At 39.5% G+C, this 21,904-nt stretch carries 23 protein-coding genes; 19 read left to right on the top strand and 4 right to left on the bottom strand.

Features of this window, described 5'->3' with window-relative positions; genetic code table 11:
• Nucleotides 1–25 precede the first annotated feature (25 nt).
• The 10 genes from M3Z76_RS10380 (at nucleotide 26) to M3Z76_RS10335 (ending at nucleotide 11,825) form a co-directional block, all read left to right on the top strand.
• Nucleotides 26–1,045: a glyceraldehyde-3-phosphate dehydrogenase gene (locus M3Z76_RS10380; RefSeq protein ID WP_293926118.1), complete on the top strand. Its 1,020-nt coding sequence runs from the start codon at nucleotides 26–28 to the stop codon at nucleotides 1,043–1,045.
• Between the two features lie 213 nt (nucleotides 1,046–1,258).
• A complete protein-coding gene (gene speD / locus M3Z76_RS10375; RefSeq protein WP_293926120.1) occupies nucleotides 1,259–1,621 on the top strand; it encodes an adenosylmethionine decarboxylase in 363 nt (120 codons plus the stop codon).
• Nucleotides 1,622–1,867: 246 nt separating this feature from the next.
• Nucleotides 1,868–2,356, top strand: a complete 489-nt coding sequence (locus M3Z76_RS10370; protein ID WP_293926122.1) for an RNA polymerase sigma factor — start codon at nucleotides 1,868–1,870, stop codon at nucleotides 2,354–2,356.
• Nucleotides 2,357–2,358: 2 nt separating this feature from the next.
• On the top strand, nucleotides 2,359–3,279 hold the full coding sequence (locus M3Z76_RS10365; RefSeq protein ID WP_293926124.1) for an anti sigma factor C-terminal domain-containing protein: 921 nt from the start codon (nucleotides 2,359–2,361) through the stop codon (nucleotides 3,277–3,279).
• A 25-nt stretch (nucleotides 3,280–3,304) separates the two neighbouring features.
• Nucleotides 3,305–4,216 (top strand): VanZ family protein, encoded by a 912-nt coding sequence (locus M3Z76_RS10360; RefSeq protein ID WP_293926125.1) that lies wholly within the window; start codon nucleotides 3,305–3,307, stop codon nucleotides 4,214–4,216.
• A 181-nt stretch (nucleotides 4,217–4,397) separates the two neighbouring features.
• Nucleotides 4,398–4,865: a transcriptional regulator NrdR gene (nrdR, locus tag M3Z76_RS10355; protein ID WP_293926127.1), complete on the top strand. Its 468-nt coding sequence runs from the start codon at nucleotides 4,398–4,400 to the stop codon at nucleotides 4,863–4,865.
• A gap of 21 nt (nucleotides 4,866–4,886) precedes the next feature.
• On the top strand, nucleotides 4,887–7,583 hold the full coding sequence (locus M3Z76_RS10350) for a DnaD domain protein (RefSeq protein WP_293926129.1): 2,697 nt from the start codon (nucleotides 4,887–4,889) through the stop codon (nucleotides 7,581–7,583).
• Complete coding sequence (dnaI, locus tag M3Z76_RS10345) at nucleotides 7,570–8,511, top strand: primosomal protein DnaI (protein ID WP_293926132.1); 942 nt, start codon at nucleotides 7,570–7,572, stop codon at nucleotides 8,509–8,511. Before M3Z76_RS10350 ends, dnaI begins: the two co-directional genes overlap by 14 nt.
• A gap of 311 nt (nucleotides 8,512–8,822) precedes the next feature.
• Nucleotides 8,823–10,754: a threonine--tRNA ligase gene (gene thrS, locus M3Z76_RS10340; RefSeq protein WP_293926135.1), complete on the top strand. Its 1,932-nt coding sequence runs from the start codon at nucleotides 8,823–8,825 to the stop codon at nucleotides 10,752–10,754.
• A gap of 78 nt (nucleotides 10,755–10,832) precedes the next feature.
• Nucleotides 10,833–11,825, top strand: coding sequence for a GNAT family N-acetyltransferase (locus M3Z76_RS10335; RefSeq protein WP_293926138.1), 993 nt, complete (start codon nucleotides 10,833–10,835; stop codon nucleotides 11,823–11,825).
• 103 nt (nucleotides 11,826–11,928) lie between these two features.
• Here the strand turns inward: M3Z76_RS10335 and M3Z76_RS10330 are convergent, their stop codons facing one another.
• Nucleotides 11,929–12,939: a DUF2332 domain-containing protein gene (locus M3Z76_RS10330; RefSeq protein ID WP_293926141.1), complete on the bottom strand. Its 1,011-nt coding sequence runs from the start codon at nucleotides 12,937–12,939 to the stop codon at nucleotides 11,929–11,931.
• Between the two features lie 108 nt (nucleotides 12,940–13,047).
• On the opposite strand from M3Z76_RS10330, the gene M3Z76_RS10325 reads away from it, so the two are divergent.
• The 5 genes from M3Z76_RS10325 (at nucleotide 13,048) to M3Z76_RS10305 (ending at nucleotide 15,811) form a co-directional block, all read left to right on the top strand.
• Nucleotides 13,048–13,938 (top strand): LysR family transcriptional regulator, encoded by an 891-nt coding sequence (locus tag M3Z76_RS10325; RefSeq protein WP_293926144.1) that lies wholly within the window; start codon nucleotides 13,048–13,050, stop codon nucleotides 13,936–13,938.
• Between the two features lie 381 nt (nucleotides 13,939–14,319).
• Nucleotides 14,320–14,826, top strand: coding sequence for a translation initiation factor IF-3 (gene infC, locus M3Z76_RS10320; protein ID WP_107840680.1), 507 nt, complete (start codon nucleotides 14,320–14,322; stop codon nucleotides 14,824–14,826).
• 32 nt (nucleotides 14,827–14,858) lie between these two features.
• Nucleotides 14,859–15,059: a 50S ribosomal protein L35 gene (rpmI, locus tag M3Z76_RS10315; RefSeq protein ID WP_293926149.1), complete on the top strand. Its 201-nt coding sequence runs from the start codon at nucleotides 14,859–14,861 to the stop codon at nucleotides 15,057–15,059.
• A gap of 68 nt (nucleotides 15,060–15,127) precedes the next feature.
• A complete protein-coding gene (rplT, locus tag M3Z76_RS10310) occupies nucleotides 15,128–15,487 on the top strand; it encodes a 50S ribosomal protein L20 (protein ID WP_107840681.1) in 360 nt (119 codons plus the stop codon).
• 54 nt (nucleotides 15,488–15,541) lie between these two features.
• The gene (locus tag M3Z76_RS10305; RefSeq protein ID WP_483310161.1) at nucleotides 15,542–15,811 is read left to right on the top strand and encodes a DUF1294 domain-containing protein; all 270 of its coding nucleotides are present in this window, start codon (nucleotides 15,542–15,544) and stop codon (nucleotides 15,809–15,811) included.
• A 22-nt stretch (nucleotides 15,812–15,833) separates the two neighbouring features.
• Here the strand turns inward: M3Z76_RS10305 and M3Z76_RS10300 are convergent, their stop codons facing one another.
• The 3 genes from M3Z76_RS10300 to pxpB form a co-directional block, all read right to left on the bottom strand.
• On the bottom strand, nucleotides 15,834–16,232 hold the full coding sequence (locus M3Z76_RS10300; RefSeq protein ID WP_293926154.1) for a sigma-w pathway protein ysdB: 399 nt from the start codon (nucleotides 16,230–16,232) through the stop codon (nucleotides 15,834–15,836).
• A 68-nt stretch (nucleotides 16,233–16,300) separates the two neighbouring features.
• Nucleotides 16,301–17,236, bottom strand: a complete 936-nt coding sequence (locus M3Z76_RS10295) for a 5-oxoprolinase subunit C family protein (protein ID WP_293926157.1) — start codon at nucleotides 17,234–17,236, stop codon at nucleotides 16,301–16,303.
• Nucleotides 17,233–17,931, bottom strand: a complete 699-nt coding sequence (gene pxpB / locus M3Z76_RS10290; RefSeq protein WP_363319874.1) for a 5-oxoprolinase subunit PxpB — start codon at nucleotides 17,929–17,931, stop codon at nucleotides 17,233–17,235. The genes M3Z76_RS10295 and pxpB overlap by 4 nt, the downstream gene beginning before the upstream one ends.
• 90 nt (nucleotides 17,932–18,021) lie before the next feature.
• Here pxpB and M3Z76_RS10285 point away from each other — a divergent pair, with 90 nt between their 5' ends.
• From M3Z76_RS10285 to argF, 4 genes are all read left to right on the top strand, one after another.
• The gene (locus tag M3Z76_RS10285; protein ID WP_293926161.1) at nucleotides 18,022–18,780 is read left to right on the top strand and encodes a LamB/YcsF family protein; all 759 of its coding nucleotides are present in this window, start codon (nucleotides 18,022–18,024) and stop codon (nucleotides 18,778–18,780) included.
• A 70-nt stretch (nucleotides 18,781–18,850) separates the two neighbouring features.
• Nucleotides 18,851–19,939, top strand: coding sequence for a M42 family metallopeptidase (locus M3Z76_RS10280; protein ID WP_293926162.1), 1,089 nt, complete (start codon nucleotides 18,851–18,853; stop codon nucleotides 19,937–19,939).
• Nucleotides 19,940–20,004: 65 nt separating this feature from the next.
• Nucleotides 20,005–20,739 (top strand): DUF3784 domain-containing protein, encoded by a 735-nt coding sequence (locus tag M3Z76_RS10275; RefSeq protein ID WP_293926165.1) that lies wholly within the window; start codon nucleotides 20,005–20,007, stop codon nucleotides 20,737–20,739.
• A gap of 152 nt (nucleotides 20,740–20,891) precedes the next feature.
• Entirely contained in the window at nucleotides 20,892–21,857 is a 966-nt protein-coding gene (gene argF, locus M3Z76_RS10270) for an ornithine carbamoyltransferase (protein WP_293926168.1), read from the top strand.
• Nucleotides 21,858–21,904 lie beyond the last annotated feature (47 nt).

Here is a 21,904-nt window from a genome sequence, read left to right as displayed (position 1 = left end):
ACCTATCAACAGGAGGATTTTTTATATGTCAGTTTCTATCGCAATTAACGGATTTGGTCGTATCGGACGCATGGTGTTTCGCCAAGCAATCGTTCAAGAAGGGTTAAATTTAGTCGCTATTAATGCAAGCTATCCAGCGGAAACATTAGCGCATTTAATTAAGTATGACACAAATCACGGTCCATTCGAAGGTACTGTAGAAACAACAGAAAATGCATTAATTGTTAATGGCAAGCGTGTTGAAATCGTTTCAGAGCGGGACCCGAAATTATTACCATGGAAAGCAATGGGTGTAGATATCGTGATTGAGGCGACAGGTAAATTCAATTCACGCGATAAAGCGGCATTGCATTTAGAAGCAGGTGCTAAAAAGGTTATTTTAACAGCGCCAGGTAAAAACGAGGATATAACCATTGTATTAGGTGTAAATGATGAATTGCTAGATGTTGAAAAGCATGATGTCATTTCGAATGCTTCATGTACAACAAACTGCTTAGCACCTGTTGCCAAAGTGTTAAATGATACATTTGGTATTGAAAACGGCTTAATGACAACGGTTCATGCTTATACGAATGACCAAAATAATTTAGATAATCCACATAAAGATTTACGCCGTGCACGTAACTGTGGTTCATCAATTATTCCTACATCGACAGGTGCAGCGAAAGCGCTGTCATTAGTGTTGCCTGAGCTAAATGGTAAATTACATGGCATGGCATTACGTGTACCAACACCAAACGTTTCTTTAGTGGACTTAGTTGTAGATTTACAAAAAGATGTAACGGTTGAGGAAGTAAATGCGGCATTTAAAGCAGCAGCAGAAGGTTCAATGAAAGGAATTTTAAATATTTCGATGGAGCCATTAGTATCTTCTGACTACAATACGACGACATATTCATCGACAGTAGATGGTTTAACAACGATGGTAATGGGGAATCGTAAAGTAAAGGTGCTTGCTTGGTATGATAATGAATGGGGCTACTCAGCACGCGTTGTCGATTTAACAAAAAAAGTAGCCAATGCATTAGCAATGGTGAACGCATAATATAATGTAGGGGCTACGGAAAAGTGAACTTTTCTTGTAGTCCCTGTTTTAACACTTGCAACTACTAGGAAAACATCTTATAATCACACATGTGTATGCATGATTTGCAAACACATGACTACTTAAAGGGTTAGGACCTCTTTGGACTAACTTTCCCCCGTGGTAGTCAACTTTGCACATTTTAAAATATTATGTCAAAGGGGGAAGCGAACCATGAGAACAATGGGACGTCATGTTATTGCTGAGCTTTGGGATTGCGATTTAGAAAAGTTAAATAATGTTCAATTTATTGAGCAAACTTTTGTTGATGCTGCTTTGCGGTCAGGGGCAGAAGTGCGGGAAGTAACTTTTCATAAATTTGCGCCACAAGGAGTAAGCGGAGTAGTAATTATTTCTGAATCACATTTAACGATACACAGTTTTCCGGAGCATGGCTATGCAAGCATCGATGTGTATACTTGCGGTGATTTAGATCCAACAGTTGCAGCAAATTACATTGCGGAAGCACTCGGCGCCAAAATGCGCGAGGCTGTTGTTGTGCCACGCGGTATGGGACCTGTGATCGTTGGTGCATAGATGAATAAAGTATTGTGAGACAAACATAGGCTATTTGCTAACCGACCTTCGGATGGCAAATAGCTTATTTGTTTTATCATGATTTAGTCGAAAATGTCCACTTCCACAGGTGACAACGTATAATGCTTTTTATTCAGTGGATATCAGGGGTGTTTGAAAACATAAAAATAAGACATAATTAATTTCACAAGCACTGTATACATTTTTGCGTGCTCATTCGTTGTATACGTGTAGGGAGGATATGAAATGAAAAAAGAAGATAAGCTAACTTCCTACTTGTTGCAATTAGGAGAGGAAGTGTACAGGCTTTTATTAGCAAAAGGAGCGAAAAAGCAGGATGCAGAGGATATTATTCAAAATACATTTTACAAAGTGTATACATTGCTAAGTACGTTAAATGAAGGCAATTTACGTCCGTGGTTTTTTCGTGTGGCGTTAAATGAATATATTGATTTAAAGCGTAAAAAAGATGAGCAAACCTTTTCTTTGACGGAAGAAATTTATACGAAGCTACAGCAAGAAAATGATGAATTGGCTGTCATCAATCATAAGGATGAAATTGCCTATTTGTTAAAGGATACGAAACAACAATACCGAGAGATTTTTATTTTGAAATATTATTATGATTTTACGTATGAGGAAATTGCGCAAATACTACATATCCAAACAGATAGCGTCAAGCAAAAATTATATCGGGCTAGAAAAAATATTCAGCGACAGTATGTGGAGGAGTAAAAATGGAACAATCATTACAAAAGGCATTAAGAAAAGCAAAGCGCAAGCACGTCATGATGGTGATTATGGTGTCATTTGTCGTTATGCTCGTGGCATTGCCGATTTTTTATAAGGTTTTTTATACAACGAGCGATTATCTTGCGGCGAAAGGATCGGAGGAGCTACAGGATACGCTATTTTTATGGCATGCCATTACTGAGCCAAATGTTCAAATTGCCTCTCAAATTACCCAATCGTCCATATTTGGTGGCACGGTTGTCACGAATCGCTCTAAAAACATCAACGGCTATGTCGTGCCATGGAGTACATTAACAAGCACATATGGCTGGAAACGTTTTAACATTAATTACGATGAGCTTGAGCCTAATTTTTATTTATCGGACAAATCCTATTATATGTATGATAAGCAAACGAAAAATAAAGTAGCAACTTTTTTTCATCCAGATTTGCAAACATATTTTACGAAAATTCCAAATGATATAGCTGCGGTTAGCTCAATGGAAAACTATGTAGCAGAGATGGCCATTTCCTTTGACCGACCATATACAGTGACGGAAATCAAATCGATGATTCCTGAAAATTTAAATGTCGTATGGCTATATGTGGCATCGGCTGTTCAAAATGAACAAACAGACCCTGCTGGCGTTCCTGTATACGGATTTGGCGCCTATCCTTTATCTGAAAAAGCATACGTCGATTTTATGCAAAATTTAGCGAAATATAATGCGCAGCAAAATGATGAAGTGATTCAAGCATTTTTAAACGACAACAAAAATACGACTTTGACCGATTTACCTGTGCTCGGTGTAATGTTAACAGGTCAGACTAAAAATTTTGCTCAGTTGGAAGGGGCAGCGTTTGTAAAGGCTGCTTCAGCAGGAGCGACAGCACCGCTTGTTCCATATATTGAACCAGAGAAATAGGGATTTTAGAAGTGGAGATATGATAATGAAGAAAAGAAATTTAATAATAACAGCGACGATTTTATATACAGTACTAATCTTATATTTCATGTTTTTAGGCTTTAATCGTTTACAAGGTGGCGATTATGAGGGCTACGTATTTGAGTTTGGTCCAATCGTGGGTCCATTAGGTTTTCCGAGGCTTTCTTTTGGCTGGGTATACGATTTAGGGAATATAGCAGCCTTCATTCCTTTCGGTATTCTGCTACCTTTATTATACCGTTATACGTATAAAAAATTGATAAGCTTGTTTATTGTCTGTATTTTAGTGTTAGAAACATTACAAGCTTTAACACATCTAGGCAGCTTTGATATCAATGATGTTATTTCCAATACGATAGGGGCAACAATTGGCTACGTTGTATATAAAATTGGGTTCACATCAAAGATAACGCCGAAAAAGCTTATCGCCTCATGTATGTCAGCCATTATACTAATCTTTTGTGTAATGCTTGTTTCTGAGGTTATAGAGAAACGTACAAGCTCACTACAGCCTTTGCAAGCTATTGAAGAGGCTACAGGTGTTAAACCTCAAACAAAGCAAATGCCATCTTTCACGATAGATGGTCAGCAAATAGAGCCTCAATCCAATTTATATATGAGCAAGAAAGGCACTAGTCAAATGATTACCTATACGATTGAAGGGAAAGAGGAGTTAGTGCTTTATTTAAATCTCGGTATCCCAGATGATGAGGAATTCCAAGGAAAAGTGACAATAGTTGCGGATGGGGAGGAAAAGTTTAAAAGGGATGAACAATATTTAAAGGAATTTTCTGCAATGGAAAGGGCGTTAGAAGTACCGTTGTTTTTTGAATATGACACATTGACAATTACGATTACAGGTAATATGAAGGTGTGGGATGTTAGCTTTACAGAGCTAAAGCATTGGTGGGAATAAAAAATTTGATGGGCTGTCCGAAAAGGTATTACCTTTTTTGGGCAGCCTTTGCTTATATAAGTCAGACCTCTTATTGTTTTTCTATGTTATAATAGAGTAGCTATTGTGTCGCTATTTTATGCGCACTATTTTTGATATAATAAAATAAGTAATAAATCGAAATGAATCAGGAGAAATTTGTATGAGATGTCCAGCTTGTCAATATAAAGATACACGTGTTGTTGATTCAAGACCTGTAGATGATAATAAAGAAATTAGAAGACGACGTGAATGTGAAAAGTGCTCGTTTCGTTTTACAACGTTTGAAAAAATGGAGGAAACGCCGCTTGTTGTCGTGAAAAAAGAGGGAGCACGTGAGGAGTTTAGCCGCGAAAAGGTATTGCGTGGGCTGATTCGTGCCTGTGAAAAGCGTCCTGTATCGCTAGAGGAGCTAGAGGAGCTTGTTATTGCAATCGAAAAAGATTTGCGACGACTAGGTCAATCTGAGGTTCGCTCAGAAGATGTTGGGGAAATGGTGATGGATCGTTTAATGAAATTGGATGAAGTAGCCTACGTGCGTTTCGCCTCTGTTTATCGCCGTTTTTGCGATGTCGATGCCTTTATCCAAGAATTAAAAGAGCTACAAAACAAGCAAGGAAATGCGCAGTAACACTATGTAAGGAGGGTTCCCATGACCTTTATGAATCAATTACATCCGTATGATATTTGTGAAGTTCAATGCCCTCACGAATTTAATGCTATCAATCAAAAAATATTGCAGCTTTGCTACCAGCCGATTATCGGTGTGGATGCGGTTGCACTTTATTTAAAGCTGTCAGTCGAAGCAGCGAATGAGCATATAGCCTTCCATCATCATTATTTGCTTGATAGCTTAGATTTTTCGATAAAAAAGCTTTTCCAAGCAAGAATTACATTAGAAGCAATTGGCCTGCTACAAACATTTTGCAAAATGGAAGATGATACAACGCATTATATTTATCGTGTCAACCAGCCATTGGAGGCAAAGTCGTTTTTTGCGGACCCCATTTTATCTGTATCATTAATGCGCAAGATTGATAAAAAAGCCTTTGAGCATTTGCGCAACACGCTCGTACCAAAGGAGCAGAAGCTACATAATTATACAGAGGTGACGCGCGGCTTTAATGATGTGTTTTTAAATGTGACGGAAAAAGAATTGCAGCAAATCGAGCAGCTTTATCCAGAGCAAGGCGGCGAAATAGCAACAGCTGGCTACGACTTTGACTATAATTCCTTTGATTTTAAGCTGTTTTTCGACGGTATTAGTCAAGCGCTTATTCCACGCAAGCTTTTTACAGCAGAGGTGAAGCAAGCCATTGCGAAGGTAGCCTTCCTTTATCATTTTTCGCCATTAGACATGCAGCAAATTGTCATGCAGGCATTATCGGATGAGCAAACATTAACAGCTGCCATGATTGAAAAAACAGCGCTAGATCATTATCAGCTAAGTGGTCATCGTCAAAATAATTATCAATTAGTCAAGCGCTATGAGCTTGCACCGAAAGTGGAAAAGCCAGTCCAAAAAGAGAGCGGCAGAGATGCGCATATTCATTATTTGGATACGACCTCACCAATTGAAGTATATGAGGAGGTACAAGGGGCTTCTCCAACAGATACGACGGTTCGGCTGTTCAATGATTTTTTAAATCGAGGCATTTCCTATGGTGTCATTAATACATTAATTCAATATATTGCGATGTCTAATGGACGTCTGGATTATAATGTGAATTTAATGCAGAGCATTATGGATACATGGGTAAGAAGCGGTGCAAAAACAGCTGAGGATGCGATGCGCATTGCTAAAGAGGAGCATCATAAGCGCAACGGTAAAGTGGTACCAACAATTCAAAAAACAGTGCACTCAGTAGCTACAAATATTCCAGAGGCAATGAAGGATTACGAGCTGTCTACACCATATGAATTTTTGAAGCTATTAACTAAGGGCAAGGAGCCATTTAAAAATCAATTAAAAACGGCTGAAAGCTTAATGACGGTTTATGATATCGCACAAGGGGTCACAAATGTTATCGTTGAGCATGTGTGGAAGCTGTCAAATGGCAAGCTACCTGAAAAATTCGTCGAATCGGTTGCTGCTGAAATGCAACAGCAAAATATTCAAACAGCAGAGCAGGCGAAGCAATTTTTAGCACAGCGCAATGCGACACCTTATAAAATTAGTCAAGATGCGCTAGGCGAATTTGCGGCTTCCCCACAAGCGCTTATTTATGACAGGACAACGCCATATGAATTTTTAAAGCAGCTGTATCATGGCAAGGAGCCTGTACGCTTTATTGTCGAGCTAGCGGAGCAGCTTGTTTTAGCGCAAAAAATGCCAATCGGTGTTGTTAATTATTTAATGGAATATGCGATGCGTGAAACAAATGGCAAATTAACGCAAAACTATGTACAAGCCATTGCTAGCAACTGGATGGCACATGATTTAAAAAGTGCAGCAGACGCCATTCATTTAGTGGAGCAGGAGCAGCAAGGCGCTACAAAGCATAAAATTACGATGGACACGCCACTTGCCTTTAAAGCGAAACAGAAGGATTTAACAAATTGGTCACCACGCTATGATGAAACGATTCCTTATGAGTTTTTAAAGGCGCTGAAAAATGGCGAGGAGCCGTTGCCATATATCGTGGAAATGGCTGAAAGCTACGTAACAGCTGGTTTAACGGTAGGTGTGGTTAATGCGATGTTTGAGCATGTCATTACAAAGGCAGGTCGTATGAATAAAAAACATATCGAGGCATTAGCGGCGAATTTGCAAATACAAAATATTGTGCTTGCAAAGGATGCGTTACACTATTTACAGCAGCAAAACCAAAATGCGATAATTACAAATGACAATTTAGCGCAATATTATCCAGCCAACTACGTTTTTGGCAAGGCGGATGATAAGTACGAAAAGCAAGCACCGTATGATTTCATTAAACAGCTTAATAACGGACAAGAGCCGTTCGCGTACACGGTTAAGGCAGCTGAAAATTTAATCACACGCTATGGTATGGTGCCCGCTGTCGTTAATTTTTTACTGGAGTATGTGCTACAAAAAACGGATGGTGCATTGCCAGAGAAATATATTAACAGCGTGGCGGATTCATGGCGTCGCCAGCAAATTCAAACGGTGGAGCAGGCACAAAGCTATGTGAAGGGTGCTGAACAAAAGGCACTAGCAAGCAAAGGAAAGAAAGTTGAAGTTATTCCTGAATGGTTTAACAAGCCAAAGGAGGAGCCTGTCAAGGAAGAACCAGCAGAGGTAGTAGATATAGATGCAGAATACAATAAATTATTGCAGCAATTTCGCAATTATGATGGGAAGGTGAAGAGCGATGGAACCGATTAAAGAATCATTAAAGCGTGTGGTCAACGTCCCATCTTTTCAAGAGCGCTATGAGGCGATGCGAAAGTCGATTTTACAGCATGAAAAAATTCAACAATTTTTAAAGGAAAACGAAGAAGCAATTGATGCACAAATGATTGAGCACAGCCTGCTAAAGCTAAATGAATATATTAGCCAATCAACGGATTGCTGTAAATGTGGCACGACAGCGCAATGCACTAACTATTTGCAAGGCTTTATTCCAAAACTATTAATAACGAACGGACGCATCGATATTACGTATGAGCGCTGTGAGCAAAAAATCCTCGAGGATGAGCGCCGAGAAATTGCCTCAATGGTATCATCAATGCATATGCCCAAAGAGGTATTACAGGCGACATTCGAGGATATTACGATCGCTGGTAACAGGTCTCGCCTTGATATTGCTCAGCAAATTATGGCATTTATTCAGGAATATCGAGCAACAGGCGAGCTACCGCATAAAGGTTTATACTTATACGGAGAATTCGGTGTTGGCAAGTCGTTTATTTTAGGCGCAACTGCCAATGAATTGGCGAAGGTCAAGGTGAAGTCAGTCATCGTCTATGTACCAGAATTCTTACGTGAGCTTAAGGCAGCAATGGCTGACCATACGCTAGAAAGCAAGGTTGATTTTGTCAAAAAGGCACCTGTTTTAATGCTGGATGATTTAGGGGCAGAGGCAATTTCACAATGGGCACGCGATGAAATTTTAGGTACGATTTTGCATTACCGTATGAGCGAGCAGCTGCCGACATTTATTTCCTCCAATTTTAATTATGAGGAGCTAGAGCATCATTTAGCGCACTCACAGCGTGGGGAAGTCGAGGAAGTAAAGGCACGCCGTATCATGGAGCGCATTAAAGCAACAACGACACTAATGCGAGTTGAAGGTGAAAATTTACGTCGTTAGCAGTTGCATTTTTTGTCGATTCAGCGTATACTGTGCTCATATAATTCAAAGCATTGAAAAGGATACGAAGTTTGTGTACCGACTTTTAGAGAGGGGAGCCTTGGCTGGAAGCTACCTAAGTACGACACACTCTTTACTACCTTGGAGCTGTGGCGGGGATAATCCGTCAACGTTGATCAGTACGTTAACTGACCTAGAGCTTCGTTCGAGAATATTCTCGGAAGGAAGAAGGGTGGAACCACGAGCATACGCGTCGTCCCTTTGTTGGGATGGCGCTTTTTTTGTGGGAAAAAATAAAGGAGGACATCAACATGTCAGAAATGATGAAATTAACTTTCCCAGATGGCGCTGTGAAGGAGTACGCAGTTGGTACATCAACAGAGGAAGTAGCACAATCAATTAGCCCAGGCTTACGCAAAAAAGCGTTAGCTGGTAAAGTAAACGGTCAATTAGTGGACTTAAAAACAGCGATTGAAGCAGATGCAGCAATCGAAATCATTACACCAGAATCACCAGAGGCGTTAGAAATTTTACGCCACTCAACAGCGCATTTAACAGCGCAAGCAGTGAAGCGTCTATACCCAGATGCGAAGCTAGGCATCGGCCCAGTTATCGATTCAGGCTTCTATTATGATATTGATTCACCAACACCAATCACAACAGAAGATTTACCTGCCATCGAAAAGGAAATGCGTAAAATTATCGCTGAAAATATCGAAATCGAGCGCAAAAACGTTTCACGCGACGAAGCGCAAAAAATTTATGAAGAAGTTGGCGATGAGTATAAATTAGAGCTGCTTGAAGCAATTCCAGCAGATGAGCAAGTATCGATTTACTATCAAGGCGATTTCTTCGACCTTTGTCGCGGTATCCACGTGCCATCAACAGGCAAATTGAAGGAATTCAAGCTATTATCACTTGCGGGCGCATACTGGCGTGGTAATTCAGATAATAAAATGCTACAGCGTATTTACGGTACAGCATTCTTCACAAAGGATGAGCTAAAGCATCATATTCAAATGCTTGAAGAAGCAAAAGAGCGCGACCACCGTAAAATCGGAAAAGAGCTAGACTTATTTATGACATCGCAAACTGTAGGGCAAGGCTTACCATTATGGCTGCCAAACGGTGCAACAATCCGCCGTACAATCGAGCGCTATATTGTCGATAAAGAAATTTCATTAGGCTACAAGCATGTATATACACCAGTGCTAGGCTCGAAAAAATTATATGAAACTTCAGGACACTGGGGTCACTATCAGGACGGCATGTTCCCACCGATGGAAATGGACAATGAAACATTAGTATTACGTCCAATGAACTGCCCGCACCATATGATGATATTCAAAAACGGCTTACATTCATACCGTCATTTACCAATCCGCATTGCGGAGCTTGGGACAATGCACCGCTATGAAATGAGTGGCGCGGTATCTGGCTTACAGCGTGTACGTGGTATGACATTAAATGATGCGCATATTTTCGTTCGCCCAGACCAAATTAAAGCGGAATTCAAAAAAGTAGTGGAATTAATTTTAGAAGTATACAAAGACTTTGACATTAATGACTACTCATTCCGTTTATCATACCGTGATCCAAACAACAAAGAGAAATACTTCGATGATGATGAAATGTGGGAAACAGCGCAAGCAATGCTGAAAGAAACAATGGACGAATTAGGCTTAGACTACTTCGAAGCAGAGGACGAAGCAGCGTTCTACGGTCCAAAGCTAGACGTGCAAGTAAAAACAGCCATCGGTAAAGAAGAAACATTATCAACAGCACAGCTTGATTTCTTATTGCCACAGCGCTTTGACCTTTCTTACATTGGTGAAGACGGTCAGCCACAGCGTCCAGTAGTTATCCACCGCGGTGTCGTATCAACAATGGAGCGCTTCGTAGCCTTCTTAATTGAAGAATACAAAGGCGCATTCCCAACATGGTTAGCACCAGTACAAGTGGAAATCATCCCAGTATCAAATGCGGTGCACTATGATTATGCAAAGCAAATCGAAGAGCAATTAATGGTAGCAGGCATCCGTGTCGAAATGGATGACCGCGAAGAGAAGCTAGGCTACAAAATCCGCGAAGCCCAAATGAAAAAGATTCCATACATGCTTGTGATCGGTGACAAAGAAGTCGAAGCAGGTGGCGTCAACGTTCGTCGCTACGGCTCAAAGGATTCAGAAACAGTTTCATTTGAGGAATTCTTGAATGGCTTGAAGGATGAAGTGAAGAAATAATATGAAAACAGCTCCTATTAAGGGGCTGTTTTTTACATGCACTATGTTGTAATGTAAAGCTATAAAGGGGGAGTAAATATGGAGTTTAAACAAATAAAGCTTGAAGATATACCCGCAATGGCTGAGCTATTGATTGAAAGGCAAAGGGTTGAAAGTGAAGCATTTCCGTTTTTAAAAAATAATTGTTTACATGTGGAGTACATAACGAATTTATTTGAGAAATGGTTTAATCATCACAACATGCTTGGTGTTGGTGCATTTATAAATCATGAATTAGTAGGCTATATTATTGGTGAAATCAAGCATGATACGACTAGAGGCAGGCATGTATGGGTTCACTACGAGGGGGTAGCCATTCGACAAGATGAGTCATCTGAGCTTATAAGGCAGCTATATGCAAAAGCTTCAGCGGTATGGGTAGCGCAGGGCTGCTTTACGCACTACACACTTATTCCACTTGGCAATAAGGCTTACTACGATGCTTACCAACGCTTAAGCTTTGCGATCCAGCAAGCACATGCAGTGATGGAGATGGCGGACTATCAGCCTTTTGACAATGTAGCAGAAGTAGATGTACGATTCGCAAACGAAATGGACAGCGAAGCGCTAGGGCAAATGTCGAGCATTATTCAAGCATACCAAAATGCTGCACCAACGTTTGAACCTGTCTTACCAGAAACTGCCGCAGAAATAAAAATCGGCTACAGCAGCGTATTGGAGGAAGAGGATGCCATCTGTCTTTTAGCCACAAAAGATAAAAATGAATTAGCATTTCAAGTATATTTTCCTGCCAATTCTAACTTGATGACACCTGATAATGCCATTGAATTAAGCATCGCCGGCACTTATGATGTGCAAATGGGCAAAGGCGTTGGCAAAAAGCTAATGAATGAAAGCTATCGAATCATGCAAGAAAAAGGCTATCAACATATGGTGACAGACTGGCGCATCACCAATCTTGCATCTTCAACATTTTGGCCGAAATGCGGCTTTAAGCCAGTAGCTTATCGGATGGTAAGGCATATTGATCGTGATATTGCTTGGGGGAATTTTAGGGGTGTAGAGGATTAATTGTATTTAGAGTAGAGACTTTGTTGGATAGATATTTATTTGTGCTAGGGGAAACTCAACTCCTAGCGTTTGAGACAAGCTTTAAAATATACTTCACTATATTTTAGCACCAATAAAAGGCATTTCCATGTCCATCGGTATTTTTTAACGTTTTCATTGCTAGCATCATTTCTTGCTCAATAAAATCTACATGCAAGTCTGAATCATACAAATTATTATAGATATGATAAATACTATGCAGCTTACTTAATTGCTTGAGCGTTGTTAACAGCTTTTCTTTTAACTGCACTGTAAACTGATTGGCCACATGTGTATGAAAAATAATCACTTGGCTGTCTTTTAAGTCTTGCTTTTCAAATATAGATAGGAGAATCTTTCTAAAATCTCCTGTGTATAAAAATTTAGGATAGTACGCGTGAATCGTGCGTGCTTTCTCTAAATTTTCTTTTCTATGGATAAGCTCTGGCCAAATTAAGCTTTTTAACCATAAATACTGCTCTTCATCTTCAAGGTCAATAATATTTAAATCAATGCCAATACGATGCTTGATAGAAGGTTTTTTGAATAAAGGCAGCGGTTTGCCCAAGTTTTTAGCATAGAGCGTTAAATGACTATTTTCGTCCCCATAAGAAATTGCAGAAGATTGGTTTATTTCATAGTGATAACCTTCTAAATTCAATAATAAGCCAGCACTTGTGCCAATTTCAATTAAGGTTAAAGGCTTATTTACCTTTTGAGCAATTTCGGAAAAAATAGGATACAAATAGCTAGCGCGCTGTACTTCATTCGTTTGCACAAGCTTTGTTTGGAATAAGTGGATTAGCTCATCCTCATATTGTGTACAGAATTGAATAAGCAGCTGAAAGCTTTCTGCAAAATCAACCTCAAAGGGATGCTTGAACACATGTTTTAAAGGTGTTTCCTTCTGCATAGCTAGATATTGCACGGAGGCAAAAAATAAATTTGGCTTTGGCTGCGTTAGTGGGATATGTTTCATTAGCTGTAACAGTAGCTCATTAGTAATGATGTGCTCACACCAATATTTATACAGTGGGCTATTACCCTTTGCTTCATAAGTAGCAAAGCGCTGAAAAGCTGTAATTAATTTCTCCATCTTTACACCTCATTTCATCGATTGACAATAGTGTATAATTAACCTGATATTAAAGAAATTAATGAATTTTAATTTCTTTAATTAATATTTTTAATCAAAAGGGTGGTTATGGTGGATTTAAAATGGTTAAAAACTTTTATAATAGTGGTGGAAGAGGGGAGCTTTCGTGCGGCTGCGGAAAAGCTATATATTTCTCAGCCTAGTATAACGGTACATATAAAATCATTAGAGGCACAATTGCAGGTTCAATTATTTATACGTGAGCATACAAAAGTAACCCTTGCGCCAATCGGTCAACAATATTATCCAATTGCCAAAAAGTTGCTTGCACAAGTAGAGGCAAGTATGAAAGAAATTTATCAAGCATCGCTTCAGCCTAAAATTCCTCTAGTTATTTCAGTTTCTCCAGCACTACTGTCAACGAAGATTTTGAAACAAATACATGATTTTATTCATTTACATACACAGTATGATGTAGAAATTGTGATGGGTGACCAAAGCTCTTTAAATACCTCGATAAGAACCGAACAAATAGATGTGGCTATCGGTTTACAAAAAATGATATCAAAAAATTTTCACTCAGAGCGTATTCAACGTGCGCCAATGAAGCTTGTATACTCCTCTAAATTACAGCTAGATGGAGTAAATCTGAATCAACAGCTCAAAGGGCTATTTGAACAATATTCATTATATATTGGTTATTTGAACGAACATATTCCTGTACTAGAAGAATTGGAAAGAGAGTATGGCTTAAGTAAATATCAAAAGATACACGATATGTTATTTGCAATCAAGTTGATAAAGGAAGGGCTGGGGATTGGTCTTTTACCAGAGAATTTAATAAACACAGAATTAGAAGAGGGCTCATTACAAGTATTGGAGATTGGCGCAATTGCTTCGATTTATCCAATTGATATTTATATGAGCCATTTAAGAAATAATATGAATGTCATTTCTTTTTTGAGCTATATGCGCAATCAATTTATGCCTAATGATTAACTTATCTAGAAATTATGAATGATGAGTATTACTACCAAGAAAGAAAACACATTAATAATAAGATAATATTTTTTATTGACATTCAAAATCCTCCATGCTATTATAAATAAGGTTAATAAATACAAAGTTTGTGGTTGAAGTAGAGGCTGCCCGCTTCTCACCTGATGTTCGACGCATTTTAGTAGTTGACAGGTTTGACACGTTGAATTGTTATACGTATGAGTACGTATGCACATATAGCGGGCGGACATCTTCTACAATGTCCGTCCTTTTTTTGTGGATAAACGTAAAAGATGTACCGTTCAACCGGGTAAGAGTACTTGCTCAAACCATGTATTTGTTCGCGACACTACTTGGAGGTGGATTATTATTAGCAAAGACATGTATGTAAACGAAGGCATTCGCGCGCGTGAACTTCGTCTTATCGACCATAATGGTGACCAACTTGGTGTGAAAACACGCAATGAGGCGCTTGAAATTGCCGCTCGTGTAAACTTGGATCTTGTCCTTGTGGCTCCTCAAGCCAAGCCGCCAGTCGCACGTATCATGGACTATGGTAAATTTAAGTTCGAACAGCAAAAGAAAGATCGCGAAATTCGTAAAAATCAAAAGGTCATCGTGATGAAAGAGGTTCGTTTGAGCCCAACAATCGATGAGCATGATTACCAAACGAAGCTACGTGCAGCAATTAAGTTCCTTGAAAAAGGAGACAAAGTAAAAGCAAGCATTCGCTTTAAAGGTCGTGCGATTACACACAAAGAAATTGGTCAACGTGTGTTAGATCGCTTTGCTGAAGCTTGTGCCGAAGTTGCAACGGTTGAACAAAAACCGAAAATGGATGGCCGCAGCATGTTTTTAGTTCTTCAACCAAAGAACGAAAAACAATAATATTTAGTATTTAGTTTAGGAGGAAATTCGACATGCCAAAAATGAAAACTCACCGTGGCGCTGCTAAGCGTTTCAAAAAAACGGGTACTGGAAAATTAAAATTTGACCGTGCTTATGGTAGCCACTTATTTGCTAACAAATCAACTAAGCAAAAGCGTCACCTACGTAAAGCGAAAGTCGCTACTTCAGGCGATTTCAAACGTATCCGTTCATTATTAACTTACATGAAATAATCACAATTGAACAGTCAGGTTCAAATCTAAAATAATCTATTCGAAAGAATTAGCAGGAGGTAATTACTATGCCACGCGTAAAAGGCGGAACAGTAACACGCGCACGTCGCAAAAAAGTATTAAAATTAGCTAAAGGTTACTACGGTTCAAAACACACTCTATATAAAGTAGCTAACCAAGCAGTAATGAAATCAGGTCAATATGCATACCGTGACCGTCGTCAAAAGAAACGTGATTTCCGTAAATTATGGATCACTCGTATCAATGCGGCAGCACGCATCAACGGTCTTTCTTACAGCCGTTTAATGCACGGTTTAAAAGTTGCAGGTATCGAAGTTAACCGTAAAATGTTAGCTGACTTAGCTGTAAACGATGCAGCAGCATTCGCGCAATTAGCAGACGCTGCTAAAAACGCACAAGCTAAATAATGAATACAGACTGGTGGGTATCCATCAGTCTTTTTTCTTGTATGGGGTGAAAAAATGAAAATAGAATTTGCTGCACTTGCATATGTAGCGGTCATGTCGCTTATCCTTTGCATACTGATGTATCGAGATAAGGCAAAAGCAATGAAAAAAGAGTGGCGTATTGCAGAAAAAACATTATTTAGTGTAGCCATTTTAGGTGGGGCAATTGGTGGTGTGCTTGGCATGTATTTATTCCGTCATAAAACGCGCCACAATTCCTTTGCATTTGGTTTTCCATTGCTTGCAGCCTTACAAATTTACGTGCTTGTTACATTATTGAAGTAATATAAAAAGAAAGTAGTCAAGCTTATAGATGCTCGCTACTTTCTTCTTTCATTAACTGTTCAATTGGATTTTTCCAGCTAATTTTTGCATTTGGATAGCTCATTTTAATTTCTTTTTCTAAATATAAAAAATCGCTTTTCGTCAATCCTTGTAGCTTCATCGTATCATGGACAAAGACAAAAATCGAAATAACTTCAAATGCATCCTCTGTTGCTCCTAAATATTTTTCACCTTCAAAAAGTGCTCCTTTATAAGAAATAAAGAAATTTTTGCGCACGTTTTTTACATCATCATAAAAATAATATTGCCCGTTTTCATAAGCTTCATCTAGCTTGCGCTTCGGATCGATAAGATAGCGAACTCCTTTATAAAATATGTAAATAACCACAACTAAAATTAGCACTCGAAGTAGAAGAGCCATGAAAAGTTCCCCCTTGTTAGTCCATAGTCCCTCCTATACGAATGAGTTACGTAAAAGGTTTCATTTTTTTATAAAAAATTTTTTAATAATGCTAATTGTTGTTGCTGCCTCATATAAATATCCTGTGCTTCTTCTATTGAAACAGTGGTAAAGCGAATTTTCGCTAATGGTTGAAGCTGTGCAAGCTTTGGTAAATCCGCTTGAATCACTTGTGCAATTTTTGGATACCCACCTGTCGTTTGGCAATCTGCCATTAACACAATCGGCTGCCCGCTAGGTGGTACTTGAATAGTACCGAATGTAACCGCCTCGGAAATTAAATCCTTTTGCAGCGAGCGTGTTAAGCACATATCGCTTTGTAGCCGATAACCCATGCGATCAGCATCTGTTGACAATTGAAAAGCTGTCGATAAAAAGAACTCTTGGCTTTCCTTTGTAAAGGCTTGCCACTCTGTGCCCTCTGTTACACGAATCGTTACATCATTAGAAAACTCAATAAAATGCTCTGGCTTCACAAAATAATTTGTACGTCTAGTATCGCTTGCTTTGATGGGCAGCACATCACCTTTTTGCAAAGCACGACCATGAAAGCCGCCTATTTTTGCGCGCAAATACGTACTGCGGCTACCTAAAATAACAGGTACTTGTAAGCCATGCTTGACGGCAATATAGCCTCTAGCACCAATTGTAGCGGTTGCACATTGCAAAACACTTCCTGCTTTCACGTTAACAGGGCGCCACATAGGGCAAGGCTTATCGTTTAACCGCGGCAGGAAATTGGCACCAGTAATTGCGATGACCGTATCTACATCAAAGCGTAAAGTAGGGCCAATCATCGTTATTTCGATGGCTGCTTTATTTTCTTGTTGTAGTAATAATTGCCCGATGTGATAAGATAACCTATCCATTGCACCGCTCACGATAACCCCGTATTGCTGGCTAGCATAGCGCCCGCCATCTTGCAAGGTTGAAAAAAGTCCGGGTTTTATTACTGTAATCGTCATATGAAATCCCTCCATTGCTGTGCAGAGATTGCTCGGAAACGGATGCGGTCTCCAGCCTGTAAATAGGTCGGTGGGTATTGCTCAGGCAAAAATAGTCGCTGGGGTGTTCTCCCGATAATTTGCCAGCCGCCGGGTGTTTCGAAAGGATAGACCCCTGTTTGCTGTCCACCAATCCCGACAGAGCCTGCTGGGATTGTTAAACGGGGTACTTCTTTGCGAGGTGTGGCAATGGTCTCGTCCAGCCCTCCCAAAAAAGCAAAGCCAGGTGCAAAGCCGAGCATATAAACAATATATTGCTGTGAGCTATGGCGTTCAATAATTTCCTCTTCTGATAACCCATGATAGCTCGCAACAAAGGCTAAATCGGGTCCGTATTCACCACCATATACAACAGGAATATCAATTAAGCGACGCGTGGATAAATCATGCTGCTCATTTTTCGTCAGCAAGCTTTGCAAATAGGTAACAATGCTTTCATAAATCGTTTGTGAAGGCTTGCGCACGACTTGCATTACATCATAATAAATACAAATCGATGTATAACTTGGGACCGCTTCAATCATCCCTTGAAATGGCTGCTCTTCAATCGTTTTATGAAAATGCTGGATTTCTTGATGTGTTGTAATGGAAATGCTATCACCAAAAACGATGAGCAGTGCGCAATCATTTAAAGGTTTAAAGGTAATATGCTTCAATATAATAACCTCCATTATTATCATGGAATTGTGTGAAAATTGTGTGTGTGCCTGGCACTTATTATAATAGAAATAAGGAGAGGATAATAGATGTATAAAGTAGATATCAATTGCGATTTAGGAGAAGGCTTTGGCAACTATCAGTTAGGTGAAGTGGAGGAAATACTGCAATATATCACTTCAGTCAATATTGCCTGTGGTTTTCATGCAGGGGATCCGACAGTGATGCGCGAAACAATTCAATTAGCGTTACAATATGATGTGAAAATCGGCGCACATCCTGGTCTGCCTGATTTAGTTGGCTTTGGTCGGCGTGAAATGGCGATTTCACCGCAGGAAGCATACGATATGGTTGTCTATCAAATCGGTGCATTGCAAGCATTTTTAACAACAATGCATGCACAAATGCAGCATGTAAAGCCACATGGTGCTTTATATAATATGGCAGCGAAAAATCAAGCGTTAGCAGAGGCGATTGCCCAAGCTGTTTACGATGTTTCACCAAAGTTAATTTTATTTGGCTTAGCTTCAAGTGCTTTAACAGAAGCGGGAGAAAAAATCGGTTTACAAACAGCACACGAGGTGTTTGCGGATCGTACGTATCAGTCAGATGGCACGCTGACGTCACGCAATGAGCCAAACGCGCTCATTACAAGTGGGGAGCAGGCGGTGCAGCAAATTGTGCAAATGGTGAAGCATGGCAAGGTGACATCACAGCAAGGAATAGATGTTGTGCTGCGTGCAGATACGATTTGTTTGCATGGGGATGGTGAGCATGCAGTGCAATTTGCACAATTAGTACAACAGAAATTGTTGGCTGAGCAAATTGTCGTAAAAGCATTTCAATGAAATGTTTTCTTTTCAACGCAAGCGTTTTCACGGTATAATGGAAGGGTAATATATTTAGGAGGTCGAAATAATGACACAATTAGATGCAACATTACAAATGTTGAAGGATTTAACGGATGCAAATGGTATCCCAGGAAATGAGCGTGCACCACGTGAAGTGATGAAAAAATACATAGCACCTTTTGCTGATGAAATGGAAACAGACAATTTAGGCAGCTTAATCGCCAAAAAAGTAGGCGATACGAACGGACCAAAAATTATGGTTTCAGGACACTTAGACGAAATCGGCTTAATGGTAACAAAAATTGATGATAAAGGCTTTATTAGCTTCCAAACAGTTGGCGGCTGGTGGGGGCAAGTGATGCTTGCACAGCGCATGACGATTACAACACGCAGCGGTGAAGAAATTATCGGTGTTATCGGTTCAAAGCCACCACATATTTTGCCTGCGGAAGTACGCAAAAAGCCAGTGGATATTAAAGATATGTTTATCGATGTTGGCGCTACTTCAAAAGAAGAGGCGATGGAATGGGGCATTCGTCCAGGTGATATGATTACACCATATTTCGAATTCCACGTGATGAAAAATGACAAGCATCTATTAGCGAAAGCATGGGATAACCGTATCGGCTGTGCAATTGCCATTGATGTATTGCGTGCATTAAAGGATGAAAAGCATCCCAATATCGTATATGGTGTAGGTAGCGTACAAGAGGAAATCGGTTTACGTGGTGCAAAAACAGCGACACATAAAATTCAACCAGATATCGGCTTTGCGGTAGATGTAGGTATCGCAGGGGATACACCAGGGGTGACACCAAAGGAATCGACATCGAAAATGGGCGCAGGTCCACAAATCGTCATCTATGATGCATCAATGGTTGCACATAGCGGTTTACGTGACTTTGTACTAGATGTAGCAGAAGAAAATAACATTCCTTACCAATTTGAAACAATCGCAGGTGGCGGTACAGATGCTGGGGCAATTCATATTACAGCGAACGGTGTACCATCGCTTGCAATCGGTGTTGCAACGCGCTATATTCATTCACATGCTGGCATTTTACACCGTGATGACTATGAAAATGCGGTGAAATTAATCGTTGAAGTGATTAAAAAATTAGATCGTGATACAGTGAATCAAATTATTTTTGAATAAAATTGTCAGGTAGAAATATTCGAGAGTGAATATTTCTACCTTTTTTCAAAAGAAAGGAGAGCACAATGGTTTGGATAATTATTGCCGCAGTTTTGGTATTTTTAGGATTTGCAGTGCATAAATTTAAATGGTATTTTCTTATCTCAGGCTATAATACGATGTCGAAGGAACAGAAGGAGCATGTGGATATAGAGGGGCTCAGCCGCTTTATTGGTCGCTATATGTATGGAATCGCATTATTGTTTTTAGCGTTAGGAGCTGCTGATAGGTTCGGCTATCATCGCTTGATGACGCCGCTTATTATTGTTTTAATTATTTCAGCGATTGTGATTGTAATTAAATCTCAAAAATTCAATCATAATATCATGGATGAGCATGGTAAATTGAAAAAAGGTGCAGGCAAACAACTAAAAAGACCTGCTATTATTTTAGCTGTTACATTCGTCGGTGTTGCAATTTTAATCTATTTTTCATTACAGCAAACATCTATCATCGCAACAGAGCAGCAGCTTGAAGTGAAAGGAGTGTATGGCAATGAATATGGGTGGAAAAATATACAGCAGTTAGAATTAATCGAAACGTTACCAGAAATTGCGGTGCGCACAAACGGCTCGGCAGTTGGTACAAAGCTCAAAGGACACTTTAAGCTGGAAAATGGCGAGAAAGTAAAATTGTTTGTTGATAAAAGTAAGCCGCCATTTATTCGTTTTGTTGCAGATGATCAAATTGTTATTTTTAATTTAGCTTCAAGCGAGGAAACAAGGGCAATGTATGAAACGATGCAGCGCTATGTGAAATAAACGTGTTGAATAGACACGTTTATTTTTTGAAAAACAATGTATATTTATCGAAAGTTTTAAATAAATATTAAAAAACATAAAAATACACTTGATTTTATATTTATTCATACGTATAATGAAAACAACATAAAGTTACAGAGGTGCGTATAAATATGAAATTATTAGAAGAGGTACAGTTAAAGCCTGTTGACAGTTTAAAGGGAAAAGATTTATTAACATTGCTTGATTACACAAGCGAGGAAGTGCAGGCATTAATCAAGCTTGCAACACAGATGAAAATCGTGACAAAGCAAGGCAAATGCCCACGTTTACTAGAAGGTAAGACGCTTGGCATGATTTTTGAAAAAAGCTCTACTCGTACACGCGTCTCATTTGAAGTAGGCATGCAGCAGTTAGGTGGCTATGGCATGTATATGAATGCACGCGATATGCAAATTGGTCGTGGAGAGCCTGTTGCAGATACAGGTCGTGTATTATCAGGCTATTTAGATGGAATTATGATTCGTGCCAATTCTCACACGATGGTCGAGGAGCTTGCACAATCTGCAACAATCCCCGTGATTAACGGTTTAACAGATTTAGATCATCCTTGCCAAGCATTAGCTGACTTAGAAACAATCGCTGAGCATAAAGGCGAGCTAAAAGGCTTGAAGGTGGCATATGTAGGTGATGGCAATAATGTGGCACATGCACTTGTCATTGCAGCGGCACATGTAGGAATGCATGTAGCGGTAGCAACACCTGCTGGCTATGAATGTGATGCAACAATTATGGAGCAGGCACAACAAATTGCACTAGCAAATGGTGGCTCTGTACTTGCAACACATGACCCAGTTGAGGCAGTGAAAAATGCAGATGCTATTTATGCAGATGTATGGACATCGATGGGGCAGGAAGAGGAAACAGAGCAACGCTTAAAGGATTTCCAAGGCTATCAAATTAACGATGAGCTGGTCGCACATGCGAAGCCTGATTATATGTTTTTACATTGCTTACCAGCACATCGTGAAGAAGAAGTAGCAACATCTGTTATTGATGGACCAAACTCTTATATTTTCGAGCAAGCAGAAAATCGTTTGCATGCACAAAAGGCAGTATTAATTTCTTTATTAGCGTAGATAACAAGTTGCGGGTCGCAACTGTATCTAATACATCCACCGGAGGT

The sequence above is a fragment of the Metasolibacillus sp. genome (assembly GCF_025291715.1).
Classification (GTDB): Bacteria; Bacillota; Bacilli; order Bacillales_A; family Planococcaceae; genus Metasolibacillus; species Metasolibacillus louembei.
This window is presented reverse-complemented; position numbering and strand designations above follow the sequence as displayed.

What these genes read in the sequence shown, in the direction of transcription:
- nrdR (WP_293926127.1), top strand. Translation starts at nt 4,398, where the DNA reads ATGAGATGTCCAGCTTGTCAATATAAAGATACACGTGTTGTTGATTCA.
- M3Z76_RS10325 (WP_293926144.1), top strand. Translation starts at nt 13,048, where the DNA reads ATGGTGGATTTAAAATGGTTAAAAACTTTTATAATAGTGGTGGAAGAG.
- M3Z76_RS10300 (WP_293926154.1), bottom strand. Translation starts at nt 16,232, where the DNA reads ATGGCTCTTCTACTTCGAGTGCTAATTTTAGTTGTGGTTATTTACATA.
- M3Z76_RS10330 (WP_293926141.1), bottom strand. Translation starts at nt 12,939, where the DNA reads ATGGAGAAATTAATTACAGCTTTTCAGCGCTTTGCTACTTATGAAGCA.
- speD (WP_293926120.1), top strand. Translation starts at nt 1,259, where the DNA reads ATGAGAACAATGGGACGTCATGTTATTGCTGAGCTTTGGGATTGCGAT.
- argF (WP_293926168.1), top strand. Translation starts at nt 20,892, where the DNA reads ATGAAATTATTAGAAGAGGTACAGTTAAAGCCTGTTGACAGTTTAAAG.
- rplT (WP_107840681.1), top strand. Translation starts at nt 15,128, where the DNA reads ATGCCACGCGTAAAAGGCGGAACAGTAACACGCGCACGTCGCAAAAAA.
- M3Z76_RS10335 (WP_293926138.1), top strand. Translation starts at nt 10,833, where the DNA reads ATGGAGTTTAAACAAATAAAGCTTGAAGATATACCCGCAATGGCTGAG.
- dnaI (WP_293926132.1), top strand. Translation starts at nt 7,570, where the DNA reads ATGGAACCGATTAAAGAATCATTAAAGCGTGTGGTCAACGTCCCATCT.
- rpmI (WP_293926149.1), top strand. Translation starts at nt 14,859, where the DNA reads ATGCCAAAAATGAAAACTCACCGTGGCGCTGCTAAGCGTTTCAAAAAA.
- M3Z76_RS10365 (WP_293926124.1), top strand. Translation starts at nt 2,359, where the DNA reads ATGGAACAATCATTACAAAAGGCATTAAGAAAAGCAAAGCGCAAGCAC.
- M3Z76_RS10360 (WP_293926125.1), top strand. Translation starts at nt 3,305, where the DNA reads ATGAAGAAAAGAAATTTAATAATAACAGCGACGATTTTATATACAGTA.
- M3Z76_RS10285 (WP_293926161.1), top strand. Translation starts at nt 18,022, where the DNA reads ATGTATAAAGTAGATATCAATTGCGATTTAGGAGAAGGCTTTGGCAAC.
- infC (WP_107840680.1), top strand. Translation starts at nt 14,320, where the DNA reads ATGTATGTAAACGAAGGCATTCGCGCGCGTGAACTTCGTCTTATCGAC.
- M3Z76_RS10370 (WP_293926122.1), top strand. Translation starts at nt 1,868, where the DNA reads ATGAAAAAAGAAGATAAGCTAACTTCCTACTTGTTGCAATTAGGAGAG.
- M3Z76_RS10280 (WP_293926162.1), top strand. Translation starts at nt 18,851, where the DNA reads ATGACACAATTAGATGCAACATTACAAATGTTGAAGGATTTAACGGAT.
- M3Z76_RS10275 (WP_293926165.1), top strand. Translation starts at nt 20,005, where the DNA reads ATGGTTTGGATAATTATTGCCGCAGTTTTGGTATTTTTAGGATTTGCA.
- M3Z76_RS10380 (WP_293926118.1), top strand. Translation starts at nt 26, where the DNA reads ATGTCAGTTTCTATCGCAATTAACGGATTTGGTCGTATCGGACGCATG.
- M3Z76_RS10295 (WP_293926157.1), bottom strand. Translation starts at nt 17,236, where the DNA reads ATGACGATTACAGTAATAAAACCCGGACTTTTTTCAACCTTGCAAGAT.
- thrS (WP_293926135.1), top strand. Translation starts at nt 8,823, where the DNA reads ATGTCAGAAATGATGAAATTAACTTTCCCAGATGGCGCTGTGAAGGAG.
- M3Z76_RS10305 (WP_483310161.1), top strand. Translation starts at nt 15,542, where the DNA reads ATGAAAATAGAATTTGCTGCACTTGCATATGTAGCGGTCATGTCGCTT.
- M3Z76_RS10350 (WP_293926129.1), top strand. Translation starts at nt 4,887, where the DNA reads ATGACCTTTATGAATCAATTACATCCGTATGATATTTGTGAAGTTCAA.